Below are 24,254 nucleotides of genomic sequence, written 5' to 3'. Positions count from 1 at the left end.
CGCGGGGCCGGGCCCGGTAACTGCGATGGTCGCCGCAGAGCCGGTGCATAGGATCGCCGGCATGGCACTGCGACCGGTCCAGGTGAACATCAAGGCCCTCGACGGCCCGGCGGTCGGCCGGTTCTGGGCGGAAGCGCTCGGCTGGAGAGTTTTCAGCCCCGGTGTGACCACCTACGTCGGACCCGACGGCGGATCCGACAGCGGACCCGACGGCGGACTCGTCTGGCCGCATCCGGTCGCCGTCTGCATCGACGTCGTTCCCGTCCCGGAGCCCAAGACGGCGACGAAGAACCGTACGCACCTCGATCTCGCCACCACCTCCCTGGCCCATCAGGCGGAGCTGGTCGCGCGCCTGAGGGCTCTCGGTGCGGCGCCTGTGGACGTGGGGCAGAAGGACGTGCCGTGGACGGTCCTCGCCGACCCCGAGGGCAACGAGTTCTGCGTGCTGGAGCCCCGGGAGATCTACCGGGACACCGGGCCGATCGCCGCGGTGGTGGTCGACTGCGTGGATCCGCGGGCCATGGCCCGGTTCTGGGGCGAGGCGACCGACTGGACCCTGCACGAGGTGACCGACGATCACGCGTCGTTTCGCTCCGCCAAGGGTGGCGGCCCGTATCTCGAGTTCCTCCGCACGCCCGGCGCGAAGACCGTGCCGGACCGCGTCCACCTCGACCTGCTGCCCCACCCCGGCGACGACAAGGCGGCCGAGATCGCCCGGCTGCGCGCCCTCGGCGCCACCGACCTCGACCTCGGCCAGGGCGACGTCCCGTGGACGTGCCTGACCGACCCGGACGGCCACGAGTTCTGCGTCCTCGCCCTGCCCTGACGCGGAGCCCCGACGACACCGCTCCTTCCGCGCCGCGTGGGAGCGCAGGAACCAGCGGGCGCAGCCCCGGGCGGCGCATTCCGTGAGCTGTTCGGCCTCGGCGCCGGTGGGGAGCTCCGTGGCGTCCTCGGCGAGGAGGGAGAGGGCGGCCGCGGCCGGGTTGCCGGTGTCGGGCTCGTCGGCGCGGTGCGGCCCGTCGGCCGTCCAGGCGAGCCGTGGCGTCGAAGGGGCCGCCCCCAGAGCGGAGTTGAGGGTGTCGAGGCTCCCCCCGGGCGGTACGGCTCCGGCGGCCCGCGCCTCGAAGAGCGCGCGTGACGCCTCCCGCAGCCCGAGGAGCCTGCCCGCCTGCCGCCCGTTCAGCGCCACCCGGTCCGGCAGCAGCTCGTGCCGTACGAGCCGCGAGCGAGACATAGCGCTCCTCGCCGGGGACCTGCAGATGATGCAGGTAATGAGTGGACGCGCTCCGCAAGGACTTCCCGATCCTCGGGCGGACGGTGGACAGCGGTGCCCGGCTCGTCTACCTCGACTCCCGGGCCGCCACGCAGAAACCGCTCCAGGTCCTGGACGCCGAACGGGACTTCTACCTCCGGGCAACGCCGCCGTGCACCGCGGCGCCCACCAGCCGGCCGGCGAGGCGACGGAGGCGCACGAGAACGCGCGACGCACGATCGCGGACTTCGTCGGTGCCGCCGAGGACGAGGTCGCCGCACACGAGGACGTCCTCACCGCGCGGGCGCTTCAACTCCTCCAGGAGATCCCGGGCGTGCACATCATCGGCCCGCGCGGCACCGAAGACCGCGGCTCGGCGGTCTCCTTCGCCGTCGACGGCATCCACCCGCACGCCGTCGGCCAGGTCCTCGACGAGCGCGGCGTCGCGGTCCGCACGGGCCACCACTGTGCCCGTCCCATCGTCCGCCGCTACGGCGTCCCGGCCACCACCCGCGCGACCTTCTACGTCTACAACACCCTTGAGGAAGTGGAGCAGTTGGCGGAGGGGGTGCGGGCGGCCCAGGTGTACTTCGGCACCTGAGCCGCCCGCCAGGTCATCCCTTCCTGATCCGCAGGAACGTCACCGAGTTCGCCGGGAACGTGTACGTGAACCTGTCGGCCACTCCGGAGAACGTGGACGTGACCGGTGCGACGGGCGCCTCCGTCTCGGTGTTCACCGCGTCGGGCGCGGCGGCCAGCGTGGTCACCGCGGCCTTCGAGCGGACCTTCGCACCGCCGAGGTCGATCGCCGTACGGGCGTCCGCCGCCTGGGCGTTGACCACCTTGACGATCAGGTCACCGGTCTTCTTGTCCTTGGTGACCACCTGCCGGAACGGCTCGGCCGGCTTGTCGTCGGTGAAGCTGCCCCACTCCTTGCCGTCGAGGAGGAGGGTCACCTGACGGCCGCGGACCTTGATGTCGATGTCGTAGGCGCGGCCCGTCTCGATGGACCCGGCCTTGGAGACGAGCGTCGACTTGCCTCCGTCCACGGCCTGTTCGACGGCGGACTGGGTGTTGTTCCAGCCGCCGAGGTTCCACCAGTAGTAGTTGCCGGTGTCCTTGACGCCGAAGGCGACGAGGAAGCCCTCCTTGCCGGACTTCTTGGTGGCCTTCACATGCAGGTCGTAGTCGTGCCAGGCCGGGTCGCCCGCGGACACCATGGTGTTCTCGGCCGCCACGTCGCTCTGCACGTACTGCCCGTCCTGGACGCTCCAGCTGCCGCCGCCCGTGTGGGTCCACCTGGAGGCGTCACCGGAGAAGTCGTCGCTGAGCAGCGCGGTGCCGTCCGCGCCGGTCACCCGCACATCGTCGTACGCGGCGGTCGTCGCCCACGTCGACAGGCCGACCGCGCCCGTGATGGGCCCGTTCAGCGAGGGTGTGCCGGTCGCGGTCGAGGGCACGACCCGGTCGCCGACGTTGCGCATGAAGAGCTTCTGGACCTCGTAGTTGGCCGAGTTCCAGGAGGCGTGGTTGTTGAACCAGATCAGGTCGGGCCGCCACTGCACGTAGTCCTCGTTGGCGAGCAGCGGGGCGTACGAGGCGAGCTTCACGATGTCCGCGTTGCGTTCGAGGCCGGTCATGAACGCGGCTTCGGAGAGGGCGTTCTTGAAGGTGTTGCCCTGCGAGGCGTACTCGCCGAGGAAGACCTTGGGCCCGTTCCTGTCGTACGAGTCGTAGCGGTCGTTGTTCTGGAGGAACCAGGCCGGGCTGTTGTAGTAGTGCTCGTCGACCATGTCGACGTTCGCTTCCCGGTTGAGCTTCCAGGCCGTGTCGAAGGTCGAACCACTGTCGTCAGGGCCGGAGTTGGAGATGACGGTGATGTCCGGGTACTTCGACTCGATGGCCGCGCGGAACTGCTTGAAGCGCTCGAAGTACTCGTTCGGCAGGTTCTCCTCGTTGCCGACCGCGAGGTGCGTGAGATGGAAGGGCTTCGGGTGGCCCGCCTTCGCCCGCTTCTTGCCCCACTCGCTGGTCACGGGACCGTTGGCGTACTCGATGAGGTCCAGGGTGTCCTGGATGTGCCGCTTGAGGAGCGCGTCGTCGTCGACGGCCCTGTTCTGGCCGCAGCCGGTGACGAGTGCGGGCACGACGGGCAGCGGCATGGCGCCGATGTCCTCGGAGAACTGGAAGTACTCGTGGTAGCCGAGCCCGTAACTCTGGTTGTAGCCCCAGAAGTTGGCGTTCGTCGGGCGCTGCTCGACGGGTCCGACGGTGTCCTTCCACTGGTACGACCGCTTGCGCTCCCAGTTGGAGGCCTCGCTGTAGTCCTGCATGGAGCCCGTGTTGACGAGGCAGCCGCCCGGGAAGCGGACGAAGGCGGGGTCCAGGGCGGCGATCTTCCGGGCGAGGTCCTTGCGCAGGCCGTGGCCCTTGTAGGTGTCGCGCGGGATGAGCGAGATCATGTCGAGCGCGACCGGGCCGCCGGTGCCCACCGTGAGCCGGCCGGTGGCGCTGGTACGGGTCGCGGTGAAGCGTGCCGTGTACTTCGCCCAGCCGCCTCGCGCGGTGACGCGCCTGACCTCGGCGAGTTCGCCGTCGGCGTCCTGGAGGGTGACCGTGAGCGCCGACCTGCCCTCCGCGCGGGCCCAGACCGAGAAGTCGTAGACCTTGCCCTTCTCGACCGAGATCCCGGTGTTGTAGCCGGAGTTGGTGACGGACGAACCGCCGTCCAGAGCGAGGTACGTGCGGTTGCGGGCGTTCAGGCGGCCGTCGTCGTCCGCGGTCTTGGCGGTGCCGGTGACCGTCCAGGAGGTGAGCGAGGTGTACGAGCGGTTGTCGGCCGTCGAGTACTCGAAGGACCGGTTCTGCACGAGCTCCGCGTACAGGCCACCGTCCGCCGCCCGGTTGATGTCCTCGAAGAAGACGCCGTACATCGTGTCGTCGATCTTCGCGCCCGCGGTCCTCGGGTCGACGGTGATCGCGTAGTCGGTGGTGTCCTCGGCGGCTGCGTTCACCGGGGCCGGGACGAGGAAGGACGCGGCCAGCAGTGCGGTGGCCGTGAGGGAGAGTCTCCAGCGGGTGCGGGTGCGTGACATGGATCCTCCGCGGCTCTAGAGGGGTCAGCAGGGGTTCAGCAGGCGAGGTCAACCGTTCGAGATACCGGACAGTGATCAATACTTCGAACGGCAAGATAGGTAGAGGGCAGGAGCACGTCAATGGGTTGCACAGGAGAGGCCGGGGAGGCGGAGGGGATGTCCGAATACTGGCCCGTGACCGATGTGCTGGCGTATCTGGCGGGGGGCTGGCGCGTGGAGCGTTCGGTGCGGGATCTCGCGAGCGGGGCCCGGGGCTCGTTCAGCGGGACGACGGTGTTCGAGCCGCTCGACGACGAGAAGGGGCTGCTCCACCACGAGTCCGGCACCTTCGTGTGGCAGGACGTGGCCCGCCCCGCCGAGCGCACCCTGCGGTTCCTGGCGAGCGACGAGGGGGCCGGCCGGGCCGACGTACGGTTCGCCGACGGCCGCCCCTTCCACGACCTGGACCTGACCTCCGGCCACCACGTCACCGACCATCCGTGCTCGGCGGACCTCTACCGGGGCGAGTTCACCGTGCACGACGCCGACCACTGGCGGACGGTCTGGCGGGTGGGCGGCCCCGCCAAGGACCTGCTCCTCACGACGGACTACACGCGGCAGGGCTAAAGACGTTCGGACTGGGTCTCGAAGCGGAGGTTCCAGCGTCCGGCCCGCCCGGTGAGCGTGGCCGTCGACAAGGGGCGGACGTCGAGGTTCCAGTACGCCGACGGGTGCGCCTTCAGGACGTAGACGAGCGCGGCCCGTACGACGGCGGGCTCCGCCACGGCGACGATGCGGCCCCCGTCGTCGGCCGGGCGGGTGTCGAGCCAGCCGCCCACCCGCTGGATGAACTCCACCAGCGACTCCCCGCCGTGCGCCGCGGAGTACGGGTCGGCGAGCCAGGCGTCCACGGCCTCGGGTTCGCGGGCCATCGCCTCGCCGAGCGTCAGCCCGCGCCAGCGCCCCATGTCGCAGTCCCGCAGGGCCGGCTGGGCCAGCGGCGCGAGACCCAGCGCGTCACCGGTGGCCCGGCTGCGCGGCGTCGGCGAGCAGTACCGCAGCTCGGCCGCCGCCAGCGGCACCAGCATGTGCGCGACGCGCTGCACCTCGCCCCAGCCCGCCTGGTCGAGCGGCCGGTCGTCGTCGAAGCGCTCGGCGAGCAGCGAGGAGCTGCGGGCGGCGGCGATCAGCGTGACCCGAACATGCATGCGGCGATCGTGGAGGGCGGAACTCCGCAGGTCAAGAGGTGATCCGCAGCACTTACGGAATGCTCACGGACGGTGGACCGCGGGAGGCCCGGCGCCGTCGGATCGCCGAAGATTCGGTGCCACCTCTTCGTCGTGCCGGGCTCAGACCCGGAGCACCTCGTCACAGGCCGTCCGCAGTCTCCGTACGCCCTCCGTGATCTCCGCCGTCCCCGCGACGGCCGCGAAGCTCAACCGGAGGTGGGCGGCCGGGGGTTCGGCGCTGAAGTAGGGGCGGCCCGGGGTGACGGCGACGCCCGAGCGGAGCGCGGCGGTGAACAGGGCCTGCTCGTCCGTGCCGTCGGGGAGGCGCAGCCACAGGTGGTAGCCGCCGGACGGAATGTGGGGCAGGGCGAGTTCGGGGAGGTTCAGCCGGAGCGCGGCGGTCATCGTGTCGCGGCGGTTCCTCAGCTCGGTCGCGACGGCACGCAGGTGCCGTGGCCAGGCGGGCGAGCCGACGAGTTCCAGGGCCGCCTCCTGGAGCGGGCGCGGCACGAAGAAGGTGTCGACGACCTGGATCGCCCGCAGCCGTTCCAGTACGGGGCCGCGGGCGGCCAGCGCGCTCACCCGGAAGCTCGGTGAGGTCGCCTTGGTGAGGGAGCAGACGTGCACGACGACTCCGTCGGGGTCCTCCGAGGCCAGCGGACGCGGCAGCGGCCCCGAGTCCTCGTGCACGAGCCGGCGTACGAAGTCGTCCTCGACGACGAACGCGCCCGCCTCGCGTGCGATCCGCAGCACCTCGCCGCGTCGCTCGGGGGCGAGCACCGCGCCGGTGGGGTTCTGGAAGAGCGGCTGGCAGACGAAGACGCGGGCCCCGGTCGCCCGCAGGGCGTCGGCGAGCAGCTCCGGTTTCACCCCGTCCCGGTCCACGGGCACCGGCACGGGCCTGAGGCCGGCGGCGCGGGCGATCGCCAGCATGCCGGGGTAGGTGGGCGACTCGACGAGGACCGGGGCGCCGGGCGGGGCGAGCGCGCGCAGCGCGGTGGTCAGCCCGGACTGGCCGCCCGCCGTGATGAGCACCTCGGCGGCGGTGACGGCACCGCCGATGCCCCGCGCGAACCACTCACGCAGCTCCGGCAGCCCGTCCACAGGCGGACGCCCCCAGGCGCCGGGGCGGCGGCCGGCCCGGGACAGGGCGGCGGCCATCGCCCGCTCCGGCTGGAGCGAGGGGTGCAGATAGCCGCCGTTGAACTCGACGACTCCCGGCGACGGGGCGGCGAGCGTGGCGACCACCGCGGAGGCGTCCACCGTGCGCGGTACGAGTTCGGCGGCGGAGTCCGCGCTGAGCGAGACCTCCTGCCAGGACGTGTCTCCGACGGCCGGCCCGGCATCGCGTGGCGCGGCCCGGAACGCCCCCGCTCCCGGCCGCGTGACCACCAGCCCCTCGGCGGCCAGCTGGGCCAGCGCCCGGGACACGGTCACCGGACTCACCCGGAACCGCTCGACGAGGGCCCGACTGGACGGCAGCTTTCCACCTGGAGAGTAGCGGTTCAGCTCGCCCCTCAACTGATTCGCCAGATCACCGACACTGCTACGCTCTTGCATGAGAGCACAGGATAGCGCTACTGCGCAGACCGCGATAGCGGTGCCCGTCGCCCCCGGATCCGGTCGGCCCGCCACGGGCCGGGGCTCCGCCGCGAGGGCCGGCACCCTCCAGGCCGCCCTCGGCGTCACCGCGTTCTCCCTCACGTTCCCGGCCACCGCCTGGGGTCTTGAGGGGTTCGGCCCCTGGTCGCTCGTCGCCGTACGGACCGTTCTGGCGGCCGTCATCGCGGGCGGCTGCCTGCTCGCCCTGCGGATACCGCTCCCCGGCCGCGGTCACTGGGCGGGCCTGGCCGTCGTCGCCGCCGGGGTCGTGCTCGGCTTCCCGCTGCTGACGACCCTCGCCCTGCGGACGTCGACCACCGCGCACGCAGCGGTCGTCGTCGGGCTGCTCCCCCTGACCACGGCCCTGTTCTCCGCTCTGCGCGTCGGCACCCGCCCCTCGCGCACGTTCTGGGTCGCGGCGTCCGCGGGCGCGGCCGTGGTGATCGCGTTCACCGTGCAGCAGAGTGGCGGCGCGCTGACCGGCGCGGACGCCTATCTCTTCGGGGCCCTGCTGGTCTGCGCCGCCGGATACACGGAGGGCGGCCGGCTGGCCCGCGTCATGCCGGGCTGGCAGGTCATCGGCTGGGCGCTGGTCCTGTGCCTGCCGGTGACGGTGCCCGTGGCCGCGATCGCGCTGTCGTACGAGCCCGTCCAGCTGACCGCGCACAGCGTGACCGGGCTGCTGTGGGTCGCGGCGGGCTCCCAGTTCGTCGGTCTGGTCGTCTGGTACCGCGGCATGGCGGCGATCGGCATCCCGAAGGCCAGCCAGTTGCAGTTGGCCCAGCCGCTGCTCACACTGGTGTGGTCGGTACTGCTCCTAGGCGAGCACCTGACACCGGCCGCACCGCTGACGGCCGCGGCCGTGCTCGTCTGCATCGCCGTCACCCAACGGGCCCGGGGCTGACCGGCCCGCACGAGCCGGTACGAACCGGTGTCACCCGCCGTAGACTTACGGCCACCAACCGCTACTCCCGTGCGGAACGAGGAGGCCATACAGATGCAAGCAACCAAGGGCGACCATCTGCTGGTGCACGGCAGGATCGTCGGGCAGCACGACCGGGTCGCGGAAGTCATCGAGGTACTCGGACAGAAGGGCAGCCCCCCTTACCGGGTCCGCTTCGAGGACGGCCACGAGACCCTGATGTCACCCGGCCCCGACTGTGTGGTCCAGCACCACAAGGACACCGACTAGGCCCTGCGCGCGGGCTTCGCCGGCTGCTTGTAGTGGTCGGCGACCACGCGTGCCATGGCACCGATGCTGTCGGCCGCCACTTCCCTGGCGGAGAAGAACACGTGCCCGCGTACCTCCGGATGGTCCCGCGCAAGGGTGAGGTGGCGGGACAGCTCGGCCACGTCCTGCCAGGCCGCGGGCTGCGCGGGATCACCGGCCTTGTAGAGCGCCTCACCGACGTACAGCTTCGTGCTGCTGCCGCGCGCGGTCTCGGCCCACCAGGGGACCAGCTTCGCGTAGTCCGCGGCGGCGAAGCCGATGTTCCAGTAGAGCTGCGGGACGATGTAGTCGATCCAGCCCTGCCGGACCCACTTCCTGGTGTCGGCGTGCAGATCGTCGTACGTCTGCACCCCGGCCCGGGTGTCCGAGCCCTGCGGGTCGGTCGTGGCGTTGCGCCACACCCCGAACGGGCTGACCCCGAACTTCGTGCCCGGCCGGGCCTTCTTGATCCGGGCGGCCGTCTCCAGCACCAGCTGGTCGATGTTGTTCCGCCGCCAGGCCGCCCGGTCGTCGAAGTCGTCGCCGTACGCGGCATACGCGGCGTCGTCGTCGAAGACCTGGCCCGCGACCGGATACGGGTAGAAGTAGTCGTCCCAGTGCACGGCGTCCACGGCGTACTTCTCCACCGCGTCGAGCATCGCGTCCTGGACGAACGTGCGGACCTCGGGCAGCCCCGGGTTGTAGTACAGCTTCCCGCCGTACGGCACGACCCAGTCCGGGTGCTTGCGCGCGGGGTGCGAGGCGACGAGCTTCGTCGGGTCGGTGTGGTTGGCGATCCGGTACGGGTTGAACCAGGCGTGCAGTTCCAGACCGCGCGCGTGGGCCTCCTTCACCGCGGTGCCGAGCGGGTCCCAGCCGGGGGCCCTGCCCTGGACGCCGGTGAGGCACTGGGCCCAGGGCTCGTACGGCGAGGGCCACAGCGCGTCGGCCGTGGGCCGCACCTGGAAGATCACCGCGTTCAGCCGGCGCTCCACCGCCTGGTCGAGGTGCGCGAGCAGTTCGGTGCGTTGCTGAGCGGCGGTCAGCCCGGGTTTCGAGGGCCAGTCGCGGTTGGCGACGGTCGCCACCCACATGCCGCGCAGCTCGCCTGCCGGAGCGCGGCGCCCGCGGGGCCGGGAGTCGTCGCCGGAGTCGCCGTCCGGCCCGTCACCCCCGGAGACCTCCGCCACCGCCAGTCCCGCCGTCACGAGTCCCGTCAGCCCGACCGCCGCGGCCGCCGCGAACCCCCGACGTGACATACGCCCCATGCCGCACGCTCCAAACACTCCGGGTCCGCCTGGTCACGGACCGTTCCCACCGCACAGCATGCCCGACCCGGCCGGACGATCGTGTGCGGTTCCGGAGTAACGTGCGTGGCGGTGACAGGCACCGGACCGGGACCTGTCGGGCCAGTGACGAGTGAGAGCGAAAGGGACGATGTGACCGACATCGAACGCGTCGGAGTGGTGGGCTGCGGCCAGATGGGGGCGGGCATCGCCGAGGTGTGCGCCCGTGCCGGCCTGGATGTGAAGGTCGCCGAGACCACCGGTGAGGCGTTGGAGATTGGGCGGACCCGGCTCTACAACTCGCTCGCCAAGGCGGCCGAGCGAGGCAAGATCTCCGAGGAGGAGCGGGACGCCACCCAGGCGCGGCTCTCCTTCACCACCGACCTCGGCGAGTTCTCCGACCGCGATCTGGTGATCGAGGCGGTCGTCGAGAACGAGCAGGTGAAGACCGAGATCTTCCAGGTGCTGGACCAGGTGGTGACCCGGCAGGACGCGATCCTCGCCTCCAACACCTCCTCGATCCCGCTGGTGAAGCTCGCCGTCGCCACGTCGCGTCCCGACCAGGTCATCGGCATCCACTTCTTCAACCCGGCCCCGGTGCAGAAGCTCGTCGAGCTGATCCCGGCGCTCACCACGTCCGAGGGCACCATCAGCCGGGCGCAGTCGCTGGTCGAGAAGATCCTCGGCAAGCACGCGATCCGTGCGCAGGACCGCTCGGGCTTCGTGGTCAACGCGCTGCTGATCCCGTATCTGCTCTCCGCGATCCGGATGTTCGAGTCCGGGATGGCGAGTCGCGAGGACATCGACAACGGGATGGAGCTCGGGTGTGCCCATCCGATGGGACCGCTGAAGTTGTCCGACCTGATCGGGCTCGACACGGTCGCGTCGGTCGCGGATTCGATGTACGACGAATACAAAGAGCCGTTGTATGCGGCTCCGCCGTTGCTTCAGCGGATGGTTGACGCGGGGCGGCTCGGGCGTAAGTCCGGCTCCGGGTTTTATACGTACGCCTGAGGGGCGCTTCCGCGGGTTTGGCTGTTGGCTGCGGGTTCGTTGTGGCTTGTCGCGCAGTTCCCCGCGCCCCTTACGGGGCTTGGTTACTGTCCGTACAACCTCAGGGCGGCGCGGGCCCGGCTCCCTTTGGGGGGCCGGGTCCGTGTCATTCACACACCGTGTGCGTGGCGGGCTCGCATATGCCCCTCGCACACTCTCCCCACGTGTCCACCAGGCGAGTTGACTTTCCGTGCGCATGAAGCGGATGTGCCGACTACGGAAAGGAGCGGACCCGTGACCGCCGACCCGGAGCATCCCGTGGTCCAAGGAGAACTCGCAGAGTTACGCCGCCGACTCGATGTGGCTCATGCCCGCGTCGAGGGCGGTCTGGCTCTGCTCAGCCATCGTGCCGAACAGACCGCCAAGGAGGTGAACGACCTGAGCGCACGGATCGTCACCCTGGAACACACCCGCTGGCCGCTGCGCGCGGTAGCGGTCGTCACGGCCGTGGGCGCGCTCGCCGTGGCGGTCTATCAGGCTCTGGGCCGCTAGGCCCCAGGACGCGATGGGGGGATCAGGGCAAAGCGTCCTGCCCGAGCCTCAGATGGTGCAGGAGGAGCAGTGCGGCTGCCATGTTGGCGGCCGGGACCTCGCCGCGGGCGACCATGTCGGGGACGAGCTTGAGGGGAACCCATTCCCGACGGTCGGACTCGAAGTCGTCCACGGGATGCCCGATGTACGCGCCCTCGTCGGCCCAGTAGATGTGGTGCCGTGCGTCGGTGAGCCCGTTGGACGGCTCGACGCTCATCAGATGGCGCAGGGGTCCCGGTCGCCACCCGGTCTCCTCCTCCAGTTCGCGGGCCGCCGCGACGGCGATGTCCTCGCCGTCCTCGACGACACCCGCGGGAAGCTCCCATCCCCAGCTGTCGGTGATGAAGCGGTGCCGCCACAGAAGAAGCACCTCGTTCGCCTCGTTCACCACAGTGGCCACGGCGACGGGCCGCAGCCGTATTAAGAAGTGATCGAGGTGCCGACCGTCCGGCAACTCGACATCTGCGAGATTGACGCTGAACCAGCGGTTTGCGTACACAGTTTGTTCGTTCAGTTTCGTCCACTGCACTGTTCTGCCACCTTCCGCCGAGTAGATGGCAATATGGCAGCAGGAGCGTCTTCACAGCGCAGCGGCAGGCGCAGAGTTGCCCACCGCGGGGAGGCTCGGAGGCTCCCCGCGGTGGCCGGAACGTCTAGAGCGGTACGCGCAGTGCTCCGTCGATGAGTTCAGCGGCTTCGGAGGTTCCCGCGCACCCGTTGGCCACCAGGTGTTCGCGTACCGCCCGCAGTCTGTCGCGCAGCCGCTGGGACTCCATTCCCCGCGCCCGCTCCGCCATTTCGACCGCGGTGACCACCGCCTTGTCGGCGTTGCCCTGACGCAGTTCGATCTGGCTGAGCATGGCGAGCCGGTGCACCCTGCCCCGGTCGTGCGCCGGGTTGTCCACGGCCGCCGCGGCGTGCTCCCGCGCGGCGGACAGGTCGCCGAGGCTCAAGAGGGCCTCCGCCACCTGTACGTTGACAAGACCGGGCTGGACATAGCCGGTCTCGTCCGGTTCGTAGCCGCGCCGGATGCGCTCGGCGGCCTGTTCGGCACGCCGGATGCAGGACAGCGCGCTGCTGCCGTCGCCGAGGTGCGCGTACGCCTTGGCCTGCATCGCGTAGAGGTCCGACGCGAGCGCCGGAGTGATGTGCCGGCCCGCGGCACGCAGCGCGGCCTCCGCGAAGGCGACCGCCTGCCGGTGCTCGCGCATGAACAGCGCCTGGTTGACGAGGAGCGCGATGACATAGGCGCCAAGTCCCCTGTCCCCGCTGGCCTTCGCGAGTCTGAGCGCCTGGTGGAAGTACCGCTGGGCCAGGCCGTGCGCGTCGGAGTCGTACGCGCAGATGCCCGCGATCGCCACCAGGCCGCCGGTGGCCCGGTGCAGCTGGCGGCCGGTGGCGTCGGTGTAGCTGCCCCTGAGGAGCGGCGCGGTCTCCGAGTTGAGGAAGCCGACGATGCGGGTACGGGTCGCCACACCACCGGCCTTGCGGTACATCTGCTCGTAGTGGGCGCGGGCGGCGCGCAGCATCTCGATGTCGGACATGCTCACGCGGTGCCGGCCGCCGCGCGAGACGTCCACGTCCTCGGGAGGGTTCTCCCACTCCCACACGGGCATCACGGCGGGTGTGCCGGTGACGGCGGGGGCGCCCAGGATGTGCGGGCGCTGCTGTTCGTCGGAGCGCCACAGCGCGGTGGCGCGCTCCACGAAACCGGAGAGCGTCGTGCCGTGCGGAGTGGCCGGTTCGCCGGGCACTCCGAGGCCGATGTCGTCGAGTGTGACGGGGCGTTGGAGCCGGCCGGCGAGTACCTCGCAGATCAGGTCGGGTACCTGGCCGCGCGGTCGCTGCCCCTTCAACCATCGCGCCACTGCCGTGTGTTCGTAACGGAGCGCGAGGCCACGTGCCCGGCCTGCCTGGTTCACATGGGCCGCGAGCCCCGCGTGCGAGACACCGGCCTCGTCGAGGATCGCGTCGAGCAGAGTGTTGGGCTGCATGAATGCCATCCGGTGGCTCGGTGCAGACGGTGCTGCTTAACGTAGCGCCTCCGCCTTCACACGGGGTGTGAACGGAGTGCCCGAATCCGGGCAGTACGCGCGCTGTTGCGGAGAGTTGCTACCCGGTTGACTGAATTGCCTCGTAAGAGGCCGGCCGGGCCGCCGGCTCCCCCTCGTACAGTGCGGCGGCCCGATTCGCGCCGTCCGCCCAGCTGCCTGCCCGACACTCCGTGGCGGGGCGGACGGCTCCGCCGGTTCGCTCCGCTGGGTCGGGCCGGACGACCAAGCACCGGATGACTAGAGGTGGTTGGTCGGCTGCGGGTCCAGCGTGGCTGGTCGCGCAGTTCCCCGCGCCCCTATGGGGGCCCGACCGTGCTGACGATCGTTGCGCAGGACCAGTACGGCTACGTCGTCCGTCGGGAATCCTCCCGCGTGGCGCAGCAGTTGGGTGAAGACGGTGCGGAGTACGGAGTGAGGTGCGAGCGGCTGGGTGCGGGCCGCCTCGGTGAGTGTGGTCGTGAGGGGAAAGAACCGGCCGTCGCTGTCGCGGGCGTCCTCGACGCCGTCGGTGTGCAGGAACAGCGCATCGCCGGGCAGGAAGGGCCCGCAGTGGACGACGGGCAGTTCGGCGGGGAGAGGGAAGAGCCCGAGGGGAGGCAGGGGGTCACCGACGGCGAGGTGCTCCACATGTCCTCGTACACCGACCGGTTCCGCGTGGCGGCGCAGCAGATACGGCCGCGGGTGACCGCAGTTGAGGGCACGCATCTCGCCGTCGGGACCGATCTCCAGGAGCAGCACGGTGACGAACTCCTCGGCGACCGGGTTGTCGGGGTCGAGCCCGGACGAGGGGTGCTCGGCCCTCGCGCGCTCCCGCAGATGGCGGGCCATGGCGCGCTCCAGCCTCCGTAGTACGCCCGCGAGTTCGGCCTCGTCGTGGACGGCCTCGCGGAAGCTGCCGAGCACGGCGGCGACGGTACCGAGAGCGGCGAGCCCGTGCCCGCGGACGTCGCCCATCACGATCCGCACACCGTGCTCGGTGCCGATCACCTCGTACAGGTCTCCCCCGACGGTGGCCCCGCGGTCGGCGGAGAACTGCGCCGCCGCGATGTTCAGCCCCTCGATGCGCGGCGGCAGCGGGCGGAGGAGGGCGCCCTGGGCAGCCCCCGCGACCTTGCGGATCTGCCGGAGTTCGCGCAGCAGTCCCCGTCTGACGTGCAGCATCAGGCCCGTACCGACGGCGAAGAAGACGGCACAGGTGACGATCCGGGCACCGAGCCCGTCCTCCTGGGCGAGCGGACAGGCCAGTTTGTACGTGATCGCCGCCGCGCCCCACGCGGCGGGCAGCCCCATCTCCAGCACCCGCCGCAGTCGCTGCTGGTCCCGGCCGAGCCGGCGGGCCTCGCTGCGGCCCAGCCGGCGGGCCCGGGCTCGGCGCAGTCTGTCGGCCTGTGTGCGACCGAGTGTGTGCGATACCGTTTTCCGCCATCGTGTCCGGTGGCTCACCCCGGGACTGGCCCGACGGAGACCTCCAGCCTTGGTATGGATCATGCCGATGGCCCCCCTAAGGCCCTGTTCAGCGCAGGCACCGGCCTGTTCGGCCGGGTCGATTCTGTCGACCGCCTGCCCCCATCGGCCCAGATCGCCCACACTTGTCACCCAAATGAGTGAGGTGACACGAACAGCGCCCCGAAAGGGGCGCGGGGCTGTGAAATTTTGCGGCTCCGCCGCGAGAGCGCGACCAGCCACGGGCCCCTCAAAGGGGCGCGGGGAACTGCGCGACAAGCCACGACGCACCCGCAGCCAGCCAACAACCCGCAGTTCCCCGGCACCACCAGTGGAGCTAGCTCCGAAGAACAGCCCCCGCACGCTCGCCCGCGAGGGCAACCGCAGCGTCACGCGCCGCGGAGGCCTCGTCCACGGTCAACGTGCGATCGTCCGCGCGGAAGCGCAACGCGTACGCCAGCGACTTCCGCCCCTCACCGAGCTGCTCACCCTCATAGACGTCGAACAGCCGGATGGACTCCAGCAGTTCACCCGCCCCCTCGCGGAGCGCGGCTTCGACGTCGGCCGCCGGTACGTCCCCGGAGACGACCAGCGCGACATCCTGCGTGGCGACCGGGAAGGTCGACACGTGCGGGCCCTTGGGCAGCCCCGCACTCGCCTGCTCCAGCGCATCCAGGTTCAGCTCCGTCGCGCAGGTGCGCGCGGGCAGCCCCAGGGCCTTGAGGACACGGGGGTGCAGCTCGCCCGCGTACCCGATGACCCGCTCGGCGCCATCCACGACGACGGCGAGCTCGGCGCAGCGGCCCGGGTGCCACGGCCCGTACTGGCCCTGGCGCACGAGGAGTTCGGTCCCCGCCTCGTGGGCGAGGGCGCGCGCGGCCTCGACAGCGTCGGCCCAGTCGGCCGGGCGGCCCTTGCCCCACCAGCCGGCCTGCTCACGGGCGCCCGCGAGGACGACGGCGGCGTGCCGGGGCTGGACGGGGAGCGCGTCGGTGAGGGACGCGATCTCCTCGTCCGTGGGACGGCGGTCGACGGGCAGCCGCACCGCCACGCGCAGCTCGTCCTGCGGGTGGAAGACCAGGCCCGTCTCGAAGAGCGCCAGGTCGTGCGAGCCCCGCCCGTCGTTGCGGCGCAGGGCCTGCAGGAGGCCCGGCAGCAGCGTCGTACGGAGCGCGGGCTCCTCGTCGGAGAGCGGGTTGACCAGCTTGACGACCTTGCGCTTGGGATCGTCGGCGGCCAGGCCGAGCTGGTCGAAGACGTGCTCGCCGATGAACGGGTAGTTCAGCGCCTCGACATAGCCGGCGCCGGCCAGCGCGCGGCCGACCCGGCGGTGCAGCCGCTGCCGGTCGGTGAGGCCGAGGCCCGCCGGGGGCTTCGGCAGCGTCGAGGGCAGGTTCTCGTAGCCCTCAAGGCGGATGACCTCTTCGGCCAGGTCGTTCGGGTCCGTCAGGTCGGGCCGCCAGGACGGCACGGTGACGATCAGCTCGTCCTGCCCGTAGACGTCACAGCCGACCTGCTGCAGACGGCGTACGACGGTCTCGCGGCCGTAGTCGACGCCCGCGACCTTGTCCGGGTGGTCGGCCGGGATGCTGATCGTGCGCGGCGCCGAGGGCGCGATGACCTCGGTGACGCCCCCGTCGGCGGTGCCGCCCGCGAGGAGGACCAGCAGGTCGACCGTGCGCTGGGCGGCGGCGGACGTGGCCTCCGGGTCGACGCCCCGCTCGAAGCGCTTGGACGCCTCGGAGGCCAGCTTGTGCCGGCGGGCCGTGCGCGCGATGGAGATCGGGTCGAAGTGCGCGGCCTCGACGACGACCTCGGTGGTGGTGCCCTCGGTGTCGTCGATCTCGGTGTTGGCACCGCCCATGACACCGGCCAGGCCGATCGGCCCGCGGTCGTCGGTGATCACCAGGTCCTCGGCATCCAGCGTGCGCTTGGTGCCGTCGAGGGTGGTGAGCTTCTCGCCCGGCTCGGCCCGGCGCACACCGATCGTGCCCTGGACACGCGAGCGGTCGTACGCGTGCAGGGGCTGACCGAGCTCCAGCATCACGTAGTTGGTGATGTCGACGGCCAGCGAGATCGGGCGCATGCCCGCCTTCTGGAGGCGGCGCCGCAGCCAGATCGGGGAGCGCGCCTCGGGCGACAGACCGGTGACGGTACGCGCGGTGAAGCGGTCGCAGCCCTGCGGGTCGGACACCTGCACGGGGTAGCCGAAGGCGTTCGGACCCGGTACGTCGAGCAGCGCCGGGTCGCGCAGCGGCAGCCCGTACGCGGTGGCGGCCTCGCGGGCGACACCGCGCATCGACAGGGCGTAGCCGCGGTCGGGCGTGACGGCGATGTCGAGGACCTCGTCGACGAGTTCGAGCAGTTCGACGGCGTCGGTGCCGACCTCGTGCTCGGGCGGCAGGACGATGATGCCGCCGCTGCCGTCGTCGCCCATGCCCAGCTCGTCGCCGGAGCAGATCATGCCGTGCGAGGTGTGGCCGTACGTCTTGCGCGCGGCGATCGCGAAGTTGCCGGGCAGGACGGCGCCGGGCAGAACCACGACGACCTTGTCGCCGACGGCGAAGTTGCGGGCGCCGCAGACGATCTCCTGCGGCTCCCCCGTGCCGTTGGCCGTGCCGACGTCGACCGTGCAGAAGCGGATGGGCTTCTTGAAGCCCTCCAGCTCCTCGATGGTCAGCACCTTGCCGACGACGAGGGGGCCCTTGAGGTCGGCGCCGAGCTGCTCGACCCTCTCGACCTCCAGGCCGGCGGACACGAGCTTGGCCTGCACATCGCGGCCGGTCTCGGTGGCGGGGAGGTCGACGTACTCCCGCAGCCAGGAAAGCGGGACCCGCATCAGATCTCCATCCCGAACGGCCGGGTGAACCGGACGTCACCCTCGACCATGTCTCGCATGTCTTCGACGTTGTGGCGGAACATCAGCATCCGCTCGATGCCGAACCCGAAGGCGAATCCGCTGTACTTCTCGGGGTCCACACCGCAGGCGGTCAGCACACGCGGGTTGACCATGCCGCAGCCGCCCAGCTCGATCCAGCCCTCGCTGGAACAGGTGCGGCAGGAGCGGTCGGGGTTGCCGACGGACTCGCCCTTGCAGACATAGCAGAGCATGTCCATCTCGGCGGACGGCTCGGTGAAGGGGAAGTAGTTCGGGCGCAGCCGGGTCTTCATGTCCGCGCCGAAGAGCGACTGGACCATGTGGTCCAGGGTGCCCTTGAGGTCGGCCATGGTCAGGCCCTCGTCGACGGCGAGCAGCTCGATCTGGTGGAAGACCGGGGTGTGCGTGGCGTCCAGCTCGTCGGTGCGGTAGACGCGGCCGGGGCACACGACGTAGACGGGCGGCTCCCGGTCGAGCAGCGCGCGGGCCTGCACGGGCGAGGTGTGCGTCCGGAGCACGACACCGGACTCGCCGTCGCTGTCGGCGCCCTTGGGGCCCTGTACGAAGAAGGTGTCCTGCATCTGCCGGGCCGGGTGGTCCGGGCCGAAGTTCAGGGCGTCGAAGTTGAACCACTCCGCCTCGACCTCGGGGCCCTCGGCGATCTCGTATCCCATGGACACGAAGACGTCCGCGACCCGCTCCATCATGGTGGTCAGCGGGTGCCGGGCGCCGGCCGGTACACGGTCGTAGGGCAGCGTGACGTCCACGGCCTCCTCGACCAGCACGCGTGCGTCGCGCTCGGCCTCCAGTTCGGCCTGGCGGCCTGCGAGCCCCTTGTTCACCGCACCGCGGGCCTGGCCGACCAGCTTGCCGGCGGCGGCCTTGGCGTGCGGGGGCAGGGCGCCGATCTCGCGGTTGGCGAGGGCCAGCGGCGAGGCGCCACCGGTGTGGGCGACCTTGGCCTCCTGGAGCGCGTCGAGGTCACCGGCGGCGGCGAAGGCGGCGAGCGCCTCGTCCCGCATGCGCTCGATCTCTTCCGGTTTCAGTGCCTCGACCTCAACAGGGTCGTACGACTTGTTCGGTGCCGACATCTCTTCCCGTGCTTCCGATTGGTTGGCCAACGGTCCCCGTCGCGACTCGCGGGACGCCCGGTCCCTGAAAAGGGGACGCAAAGGTGCCAAAGGCCGAGTCTAACGGGGGTGAGGTATGCGAATGCGCCCGTGGGGCTCTCTCAGCGTTACTGCAGGTACGCCGGGGTGCCCACGGGCAACGTAAATCGGAACTGTGCGCCGCCCTCGGGGGCGCGGCCGACCGTGATGGTGCCGCCATGGGCTTCGACGATGCCCTTGACGATGTAGAGCCCGAGGCCGGTGCCTCCGCGCTTGCTGCCCCGCCAGAAGCGGGTGAAGACGCGGTTCATGGACTCCTCCGGGATGCCGGGGCCTTCGTCGCTCACCGTGACCGACGTGCAGGCGTCCTCTCCTTCACGGAGGGACGGCGCGGGCTCCACGTCGATGGTGACGGTTCCCTCGCCGTGCCGCACGGCATTTTCCAGCAGGTTGCTGAGCACCTGGTCGACCTTGTCGGGGTCGGCCCACAGATCGGGCAGGGGCTGGCCGATGCGCAGCAGGAAGCGGTCGGCCGACTGGCCGGAGGCGACGTACGCCTGGATGTGCCGGCCGACGGCGGCGCCTATGTCGACGGGCTGGCGGCGCAGTTCGAGGCGCCCTGAGTCGATGCGCGAGATGTCGAGGAGTTCCGCGATGAGGCGGGTGACCCGGTTGGCGTCCGCGTCCACCGTCTCCAGCATCAGCTTCTTCTGGTCGTCCGTGAACCGCTCCCACTTGGCGAGCAGCGTCGCGGTGAAGCCCTTCACGGAGGTGAGCGGCGAGCGGAGTTCGTGGGCGACCGTGGCGATCAGCTCGGCGTGACTGCGCTCGGTGCGGCGGCGGGCCTCGGTGTCGCGGAGGGAGACGACGACCCGGCGGATCGGGCCGGTGGGCCGCACGCGCACGTACCTTGCCGAGACCAGGACCTCCCGGCCCCCCGGGAGCAGCAGATTGCGCTCGGGCTGTCCGACCCGGATCGCCAGCCCGCCGTACGGGTCGGTCAGCTGCCACCAGCGGCGGCCTTCGAGGTCCTCTAAGGGCAGGGCCCACTCGAGGTGCCGGCCGAGGACGTCGGCGGCGGACGTGGCGGTGATGCGGGCGGCCGCGGCGTTGAAGCAGATCACCCGGCCGCGCTCGTCGGCGATCACGAGTCCGTCGGGCAGCTCGTCGGGGTCGATGCCGAGTTCGGCGAGATCGACATGCCGGGACGCGGGCGCGCTCCGCACGTCATGTGCCCGCAGTGCGCTCTTCGCACCGCTCGTGCCGACGCTCATCCCCGTACCCCACCTCTCGTCTGGCGCAGGGCCCCCGAGCCCGTCACCCTACTAGCTGGGAGTGACGAAACGGACCCCCTCAGGAACCAGCACGGCGGGCACGCTGCGCACGAGCCGACGCGTAGAGACATACGGCGGCCGCCGTCGCGAGGTTCAAGCTCTCGGCCTTGCCGTGAATGGGTACGCGCACGACGGCGTCCGCCAGCGCACGTGTCTCCTCCGGGAGCCCCCACGCCTCGTTCCCGAAGACCCAGGCGGTGGGACCGCTCATGGTGCCCTTGTCGAGCTCGTCGTCGAGGTCGTCCTCGCCCGCGCCGTCGGCGGCGAGAATCCGCACCCCGGCGTCCTTCAGACCCCGCACCGCGTGCTCCACGGGTACGCCGATCGCGACGGGCAGATGGAACAGCGAACCGACCGACGCCCGTACGGACTTGGGGTTGTAGAGGTCGACGGAAGCGTCGGTGAGGACGACGGCGTCGGCGCCCGCGGCGTCCGCGCAGCGCAGGACGGTGCCGGCGTTCCCGGGATCCCGGACGTTCGCCAGTACGGCGACCAGCCTCGGCCCGGCCTTGAGGATCTCCTCGAAGGGCGTGTCCAGGAACCGGCAGATCCCGACGAGTCCCTGTGGAGTGACGGTCGTCGAGATGTCCGCGATCACGTCCTCGTCGGCGAGGTGCACCCGGGCCCCGGCGTCCCGGGCCTCCCCCACGATGTCGGCGTACCGCTCGGCGGCGTCCGGCGTCGCGAAGAGTTCGACCAGTGTTTCGCCGCCGTCCCCCCGATGCCCGGCGGCCTCCCGCACGGCCTGCGGTCCCTCCGCGAGGAACAGCCGCTCCTTCCCCCGGAAGTTCCGCTTCGCGAGCCGCCGGGCGGCCGATACGCGCGCGGAACGGGGGGAGATCAGCTCGGGGCCGACAGGCATGGGTTCACCTTTGGTTCACGGGTGGGGCACGTCATTCCGCGGGGTTCACGGGGCCAGGGGCGGGCCCCTCGTTTCCGCCGCGGCGGCGCTCAGCCGCGACGGCGGATTCCGGCGGTGCCGAACCGGCCGGCCCGACGCGCGGCGGAGGAGAACACAAGTGGACCCGCAAGCCGAAAGGCGAGCGGGTCCACAGCAGTTCCGGCCAAGGCCAGCGCGAGCGTCACGCAGCCTTCGGCGCGTTGACGTCCGACGGCAGGGCCTTCTGCGCGACCTCGACGAGCGCGGCGAACGCGTTGGCGTCGTTGACGGCCAGCTCGGCGAGGATCTTGCGGTCCACCTCGATGTTGGCGGCCTTCAGACCCTGGATGAGGCGGTTGTACGTCATGCCGTTCTGGCGGGCCGCAGCGTTGATGCGCTGGATCCACAGCTGACGGAAGTCACCCTTGCGCTTCTTGCGGTCGTTGTAGTTGTAGACCAGCGAGTGGGTGACCTGCTCCTTGGCCTTGCGGTACAGGCGCGAACGCTGACCGCGGTAGCCGGAGGCCGCCTCGAGGATCGCCCGGCGCTTCTTGTGGGCGTTGACTGCCCGCTTGACGCGTGCCACTTTTTAACTCCTTGTAGCGGGGCCGTGGTGGTCGTCACACGGCCCGAATTCGATTGGGTCCCGGTCCAGACGTACGGCGCCGAGGCGCCCGAACGTCACTTGCCGAGAAGCTTCTTGATCTTCTTGGCGTCGCCCGGGGCCATCTCGGCGTTGCCGGTGAGGCGACGCGTCACGCGGGACGACTTGTGCTCGAGCAGGTGGCGCTTGCCGGCGCGCTCACGGAGCACCTTGCCGGAGCCGGTGATCTTGAAGCGCTTGCTGGCACCGCTGTGCGACTTGTTCTTCGGCATAGCGCCGTTCTCTCCTCGTCAGTGGCGCTCCTGTGCCCGGTCGTGAAACCGGGCACAACGGAACGTCATGTGTATCGGTTGACGTCCCCGGACTCGCGTCCGGGAACCCCCTTGGGACTCGCGCCCCGGGATCAGGCCTCGGCGGAAGCCTCGGCCGGAGCCTCGGCGGTCTCCGTGTCGGCGTCGGCGACCTCCCCTTCGGGGATGTCGTCACCGGCATGGTTCTGCGACTTGCCCGGGTTGGCCTTCGCCTCGGCCTTGCGGGCGGCCTGGGCCTCACGGGCCTCGGCCATCGCCTCGGTCTTCTTCTTGTGCGGGCCGAGAACCATGATCATGTTTCGGCCGTCCTGCTTCGGGTTGGACTCGACGAACCCGAGGTCCTCGACGTCCGAAGCGAGACGCTGCAGCAGTCGGTAGCCCAGTTCCGGCCGGGACTGCTCGCGACCACGGAACATGATCGTGATCTTGACCTTGTCGCCCTGCTTGAGGAACCGGACGACGTGACCCTTTTTGGTGTCATAGTCGTGCGGGTCGATCTTCGGCCGGAGCTTCATCTCCTTGATGACCGTGTGCGCCTGGTTCTTGCGCGCCTCACGGGCCTTCATGGCCGACTCGTACTTGAACTTCCCGTAGTCCATGAGCTTGCAGACCGGCGGTCGCGCGTTCGCGGCCACCTCGACCAGGTCGAGGTCGTACTCCTGCGCAAGCTCCAGGGCCTTGGCAAGCGGAACAATCCCGACCTGCTCGCCGCTGGGACCGACAAGTCGCACCTCGGGAACGCGAATCCGGTCGTTGATGCGGGGCTCGGCGCTGATGGATCCTCCTCGGATAGCACCACACGGCTGTCTGGCAGACAGCTCGCGTATGTCTGTTTCACTGGACCAACCACCGCGGCACATGAAAAATGCCCCGGACAGGACACAGGCGGTGGCTCCAAGAATGACCGGAGCACCGCCGCGGTGGCCCGCGGGGCGCATATCCAGCGACTCCATCGTCCGTACGGAACGATGGTGGCCGCCTGACCGGGTGACCCGCCGTCCCTGAGGACAGTCGGGTGGGAGATCGGAGCCTCCACTTGCGGGCCGGGCACAGGAGTGACCGGCCGGTCGTTACACAAGGTTAGCAGCTCCCCCCGGGTGGTGCGAATCGGCCTGCATGCACTGTTCTCCGGCTGTTCCGCCGACGGGGACGGCGGAAGGGGAACAGCGCTCCCGCGGACGAGGGCCGACGGGCCGGGGCCTATCGTGTGGGGCATGAGTGAGACCCCTCCTGAGAACCCCGACTTCGACGCCATGACCCGCGACATCGCGGAGGTCCCGGCGGTCGAGGTCCTCGTGACGGTCGCCGTCAACCTGATGAGCGCCGCCGCCGTGAAGCTCGGTCTGACCGAGGAGGGTGACAAGTACAAGGACCTCGACGAGGCACGCAAGCTGGTGCACGCACTGGCCGGGCTGCTCGACGCGAGTGCGACCGAGATCAGCTCCTTCCACGCGGCCCCGCTGCGCGACGGCCTGAAGTCGCTGCAGCTGGCGTTCCGCGAGGCGTCACTCGTCCCGGACGAGCCGGGCCAGGGTCCGGGCGAGAAGTACACGGGCCCGGTCTTCGGCTGACCCGTCCGGCAGCACCTTTTTCTGGCGTACGTCTCGCCTGCTTCTCCTTGTGACGTCTCGCCCGCTTCTACTTGTGACGTGCGTCCATCACTGGCGTACGTACAGGGGCTCGCCCGGTGGCGTCGCCTCGGCCGGCAGGAGTGCCAGGTCGAGGCCGCGTACCAGGCGGGCCCTCAGTGTTTCGTCCGCGGCGAGACGCCGGGCGACGGCCTGGGCGGTCTCGGCCGGGGCGGCGGACGGGTCCAGTACGAGGGCGAGGGTGCCGTCCGCCTGGCCGGGGCCGAGGTGGGCGCGGAGCACCAGGGGTTCGTCGGCGACCGCCGCGCGGACGGCGGCGACCACGGCCGGATCGGCCAGCGGGTCCGTCGTGGTACGCCCTTCGGCGAGCGCCAGCAGGGCCGGACCCGTGAGCTCGTACGGGACGGGGCCCGCCAGGTCGAGTACGACGGTGTCGGCCTTCTCGTGGGCGGCCGCCTGGAGCGCCTGGTGCAGGGGTACGGCGACGGGGCGGGCCTCGGGGTCCCAGCGGGCCAGCGACTCGGTGGACGTGAAGGCGGGCAGGGCCGTCCGGCCGCCGGCCTTGAGGGTGGGGACGGCCATGTCGCTGGTCTTCTCGCGGCGCAGCCCGTTCTCGTCCTCCTCGACCTCGCCGAGCACCGCGACAACGGGGACGAGGAGCCGGGCCCCCTTGAGCGCCGCGAGGACGGGGCCGTGCGCGGACCGGTCCTCGGCCCAGGCCGTGAGCGCCGCGCTCAGCCGGGGGTCGGCGGAGCCGTCGTCGTCGGAGAAGCCGGGGTCGGGGATGTTCTTGTTCGCCACGGGCACCGAGC

At 70.9% G+C, this 24,254-nt stretch carries 23 protein-coding genes and 1 pseudogene; 8 read left to right on the top strand and 16 right to left on the bottom strand.

Annotated elements, in window-relative coordinates:
* Window positions 1-61 precede the first annotated feature (61 nt).
* Window positions 62-826, top strand: a complete 765-nt coding sequence (locus tag ACFWXQ_RS14565) for a VOC family protein (protein ID WP_383937205.1) — start codon at window positions 62-64, stop codon at window positions 824-826.
* A gap of 162 nt (window positions 827-988) precedes the next feature.
* Here ACFWXQ_RS14565 and ACFWXQ_RS14560 read toward each other — a convergent pair.
* A pseudogene (locus ACFWXQ_RS14560) lies at window positions 989-1,237 on the bottom strand (ABATE domain-containing protein); the annotation flags it as partial.
* A gap of 190 nt (window positions 1,238-1,427) precedes the next feature.
* Between ACFWXQ_RS14560 and ACFWXQ_RS14555 the strand changes: the two are divergent.
* Window positions 1,428-1,856 (top strand): aminotransferase class V-fold PLP-dependent enzyme, encoded by a 429-nt coding sequence (locus tag ACFWXQ_RS14555; protein ID WP_383937204.1) that lies wholly within the window; start codon window positions 1,428-1,430, stop codon window positions 1,854-1,856.
* A gap of 13 nt (window positions 1,857-1,869) precedes the next feature.
* On the opposite strand, the gene ACFWXQ_RS14550 is transcribed toward ACFWXQ_RS14555, so the two are convergent.
* Window positions 1,870-4,350: an alpha-L-arabinofuranosidase C-terminal domain-containing protein gene (locus ACFWXQ_RS14550; RefSeq protein ID WP_383937202.1), complete on the bottom strand. Its 2,481-nt coding sequence runs from the start codon at window positions 4,348-4,350 to the stop codon at window positions 1,870-1,872.
* A gap of 156 nt (window positions 4,351-4,506) precedes the next feature.
* On the opposite strand from ACFWXQ_RS14550, the gene ACFWXQ_RS14545 reads away from it, so the two are divergent.
* Complete coding sequence (locus ACFWXQ_RS14545; protein ID WP_383937200.1) at window positions 4,507-4,956, top strand: DUF6314 family protein; 450 nt, start codon at window positions 4,507-4,509, stop codon at window positions 4,954-4,956.
* Here the strand turns inward: ACFWXQ_RS14545 and ACFWXQ_RS14540 are convergent.
* Both ACFWXQ_RS14540 and ACFWXQ_RS14535 read right to left on the bottom strand, forming a co-directional pair.
* The gene (locus ACFWXQ_RS14540) at window positions 4,953-5,537 is read right to left on the bottom strand and encodes a histidine phosphatase family protein (RefSeq protein WP_383937199.1); all 585 of its coding nucleotides are present in this window, start codon (window positions 5,535-5,537) and stop codon (window positions 4,953-4,955) included. The genes ACFWXQ_RS14545 and ACFWXQ_RS14540 overlap by 4 nt on opposite strands.
* A gap of 141 nt (window positions 5,538-5,678) precedes the next feature.
* Window positions 5,679-7,193: a PLP-dependent aminotransferase family protein gene (locus ACFWXQ_RS14535; protein WP_383937197.1), complete on the bottom strand. Its 1,515-nt coding sequence runs from the start codon at window positions 7,191-7,193 to the stop codon at window positions 5,679-5,681.
* Here ACFWXQ_RS14535 and ACFWXQ_RS14530 point away from each other — a divergent pair.
* Window positions 7,117-8,064 (top strand): DMT family transporter, encoded by a 948-nt coding sequence (locus ACFWXQ_RS14530; RefSeq protein ID WP_383937195.1) that lies wholly within the window; start codon window positions 7,117-7,119, stop codon window positions 8,062-8,064. The genes ACFWXQ_RS14535 and ACFWXQ_RS14530 overlap by 77 nt on opposite strands.
* A 93-nt stretch (window positions 8,065-8,157) precedes the next feature.
* Complete coding sequence (locus ACFWXQ_RS14525) at window positions 8,158-8,352, top strand: DUF1918 domain-containing protein (protein WP_383937193.1); 195 nt, start codon at window positions 8,158-8,160, stop codon at window positions 8,350-8,352.
* Here the strand turns inward: ACFWXQ_RS14525 and ACFWXQ_RS14520 are convergent.
* Window positions 8,349-9,638 carry a glycoside hydrolase family 10 protein gene (locus ACFWXQ_RS14520; protein ID WP_383937191.1) on the bottom strand — a complete coding sequence of 430 codons (1,290 nt, stop codon included), beginning with the start codon at window positions 9,636-9,638 and terminating at the stop codon, window positions 8,349-8,351. The genes ACFWXQ_RS14525 and ACFWXQ_RS14520 overlap by 4 nt on opposite strands.
* Window positions 9,639-9,809: 171 nt before the next feature.
* On the opposite strand from ACFWXQ_RS14520, the gene ACFWXQ_RS14515 reads away from it, so the two are divergent.
* Window positions 9,810-10,670 (top strand): 3-hydroxybutyryl-CoA dehydrogenase, encoded by an 861-nt coding sequence (locus ACFWXQ_RS14515; protein WP_200399405.1) that lies wholly within the window; start codon window positions 9,810-9,812, stop codon window positions 10,668-10,670.
* 273 nt (window positions 10,671-10,943) lie between these two features.
* Window positions 10,944-11,201, top strand: a complete 258-nt coding sequence (locus ACFWXQ_RS14510) for a hypothetical protein (RefSeq protein ID WP_383937189.1) — start codon at window positions 10,944-10,946, stop codon at window positions 11,199-11,201.
* A gap of 22 nt (window positions 11,202-11,223) precedes the next feature.
* Here the strand turns inward: ACFWXQ_RS14510 and ACFWXQ_RS14505 are convergent, their stop codons facing one another.
* The 10 genes from ACFWXQ_RS14505 to infC all read right to left on the bottom strand — a co-directional run bounded on the left by ACFWXQ_RS14505 (window position 11,224) and on the right by infC (window position 22,584).
* On the bottom strand, window positions 11,224-11,769 hold the full coding sequence (locus tag ACFWXQ_RS14505) for an NUDIX hydrolase (protein WP_055613886.1): 546 nt from the start codon (window positions 11,767-11,769) through the stop codon (window positions 11,224-11,226).
* Between the two features lie 124 nt (window positions 11,770-11,893).
* Window positions 11,894-13,234 carry a hypothetical protein gene (locus ACFWXQ_RS14500; RefSeq protein WP_055613930.1) on the bottom strand — a complete coding sequence of 447 codons (1,341 nt, stop codon included), beginning with the start codon at window positions 13,232-13,234 and terminating at the stop codon, window positions 11,894-11,896.
* A 297-nt stretch (window positions 13,235-13,531) separates the two neighbouring features.
* A complete protein-coding gene (locus tag ACFWXQ_RS14495) occupies window positions 13,532-14,584 on the bottom strand; it encodes a PP2C family protein-serine/threonine phosphatase (protein ID WP_383937276.1) in 1,053 nt (350 codons plus the stop codon).
* A gap of 490 nt (window positions 14,585-15,074) precedes the next feature.
* Window positions 15,075-17,576, bottom strand: a complete 2,502-nt coding sequence (gene pheT / locus ACFWXQ_RS14490) for a phenylalanine--tRNA ligase subunit beta (RefSeq protein WP_383937187.1) — start codon at window positions 17,574-17,576, stop codon at window positions 15,075-15,077.
* Window positions 17,576-18,706 carry a phenylalanine--tRNA ligase subunit alpha gene (gene pheS / locus ACFWXQ_RS14485; protein WP_383937185.1) on the bottom strand — a complete coding sequence of 377 codons (1,131 nt, stop codon included), beginning with the start codon at window positions 18,704-18,706 and terminating at the stop codon, window positions 17,576-17,578. Before pheS ends, pheT begins: the two co-directional genes overlap by 1 nt.
* A gap of 146 nt (window positions 18,707-18,852) precedes the next feature.
* Window positions 18,853-19,998, bottom strand: a complete 1,146-nt coding sequence (locus ACFWXQ_RS14480; RefSeq protein WP_383937183.1) for an ATP-binding protein — start codon at window positions 19,996-19,998, stop codon at window positions 18,853-18,855.
* A gap of 79 nt (window positions 19,999-20,077) precedes the next feature.
* On the bottom strand, window positions 20,078-20,920 hold the full coding sequence (locus tag ACFWXQ_RS14475) for a TrmH family RNA methyltransferase (RefSeq protein WP_383937181.1): 843 nt from the start codon (window positions 20,918-20,920) through the stop codon (window positions 20,078-20,080).
* Between the two features lie 220 nt (window positions 20,921-21,140).
* Entirely contained in the window at window positions 21,141-21,524 is a 384-nt protein-coding gene (rplT, locus tag ACFWXQ_RS14470) for a 50S ribosomal protein L20 (protein WP_003970214.1), read from the bottom strand.
* A gap of 95 nt (window positions 21,525-21,619) precedes the next feature.
* Window positions 21,620-21,814: a 50S ribosomal protein L35 gene (rpmI, locus tag ACFWXQ_RS14465; protein WP_019065473.1), complete on the bottom strand. Its 195-nt coding sequence runs from the start codon at window positions 21,812-21,814 to the stop codon at window positions 21,620-21,622.
* A gap of 131 nt (window positions 21,815-21,945) precedes the next feature.
* The gene (gene infC, locus ACFWXQ_RS14460) at window positions 21,946-22,584 is read right to left on the bottom strand and encodes a translation initiation factor IF-3 (RefSeq protein ID WP_234048511.1); all 639 of its coding nucleotides are present in this window, start codon (window positions 22,582-22,584) and stop codon (window positions 21,946-21,948) included.
* Window positions 22,585-23,067: 483 nt separating this feature from the next.
* Here infC and ACFWXQ_RS14455 point away from each other — a divergent pair, with 483 nt between their 5' ends.
* Window positions 23,068-23,424, top strand: a complete 357-nt coding sequence (locus tag ACFWXQ_RS14455) for a DUF1844 domain-containing protein (RefSeq protein ID WP_361891638.1) — start codon at window positions 23,068-23,070, stop codon at window positions 23,422-23,424.
* 87 nt (window positions 23,425-23,511) lie between these two features.
* Here the strand turns inward: ACFWXQ_RS14455 and ACFWXQ_RS14450 are convergent, their stop codons facing one another.
* Complete coding sequence (locus tag ACFWXQ_RS14450; RefSeq protein ID WP_383937178.1) at window positions 23,512-24,243, bottom strand: SseB family protein; 732 nt, start codon at window positions 24,241-24,243, stop codon at window positions 23,512-23,514.
* Window positions 24,244-24,254 lie beyond the last annotated feature (11 nt).

Origin of the sequence: Streptomyces sp. NPDC058697 (assembly GCF_042715345.1) — a bacterium.
Lineage (GTDB): Bacteria > Actinomycetota > Actinomycetes > Streptomycetales > Streptomycetaceae > Streptomyces > Streptomyces liliifuscus.
This window is presented reverse-complemented; position numbering and strand designations above follow the sequence as displayed.

Excerpts from the sequence above, each read along its gene's own strand:
- ACFWXQ_RS14565 (WP_383937205.1), top strand. The coding sequence starts at position 62 with ATGGCACTGCGACCGGTCCAGGTGAACATCAAGGCCCTCGACGGCCCG.
- ACFWXQ_RS14550 (WP_383937202.1), bottom strand. The coding sequence starts at position 4,350 with ATGTCACGCACCCGCACCCGCTGGAGACTCTCCCTCACGGCCACCGCA.
- ACFWXQ_RS14545 (WP_383937200.1), top strand. The coding sequence starts at position 4,507 with ATGTCCGAATACTGGCCCGTGACCGATGTGCTGGCGTATCTGGCGGGG.
- ACFWXQ_RS14540 (WP_383937199.1), bottom strand. The coding sequence starts at position 5,537 with ATGCATGTTCGGGTCACGCTGATCGCCGCCGCCCGCAGCTCCTCGCTG.
- ACFWXQ_RS14530 (WP_383937195.1), top strand. The coding sequence starts at position 7,117 with ATGAGAGCACAGGATAGCGCTACTGCGCAGACCGCGATAGCGGTGCCC.
- ACFWXQ_RS14525 (WP_383937193.1), top strand. The coding sequence starts at position 8,158 with ATGCAAGCAACCAAGGGCGACCATCTGCTGGTGCACGGCAGGATCGTC.
- ACFWXQ_RS14520 (WP_383937191.1), bottom strand. The coding sequence starts at position 9,638 with ATGGGGCGTATGTCACGTCGGGGGTTCGCGGCGGCCGCGGCGGTCGGG.
- ACFWXQ_RS14500 (WP_055613930.1), bottom strand. The coding sequence starts at position 13,234 with ATGCAGCCCAACACTCTGCTCGACGCGATCCTCGACGAGGCCGGTGTC.
- ACFWXQ_RS14495 (WP_383937276.1), bottom strand. The coding sequence starts at position 14,584 with ATGGGGCTGCCCGCCGCGTGGGGCGCGGCGGCGATCACGTACAAACTG.
- pheT (WP_383937187.1), bottom strand. The coding sequence starts at position 17,576 with ATGCGGGTCCCGCTTTCCTGGCTGCGGGAGTACGTCGACCTCCCCGCC.
- pheS (WP_383937185.1), bottom strand. The coding sequence starts at position 18,706 with ATGTCGGCACCGAACAAGTCGTACGACCCTGTTGAGGTCGAGGCACTG.
- ACFWXQ_RS14480 (WP_383937183.1), bottom strand. The coding sequence starts at position 19,998 with ATGAGCGTCGGCACGAGCGGTGCGAAGAGCGCACTGCGGGCACATGAC.
- ACFWXQ_RS14475 (WP_383937181.1), bottom strand. The coding sequence starts at position 20,920 with ATGCCTGTCGGCCCCGAGCTGATCTCCCCCCGTTCCGCGCGCGTATCG.
- rpmI (WP_019065473.1), bottom strand. The coding sequence starts at position 21,814 with ATGCCGAAGAACAAGTCGCACAGCGGTGCCAGCAAGCGCTTCAAGATC.
- ACFWXQ_RS14455 (WP_361891638.1), top strand. The coding sequence starts at position 23,068 with ATGAGTGAGACCCCTCCTGAGAACCCCGACTTCGACGCCATGACCCGC.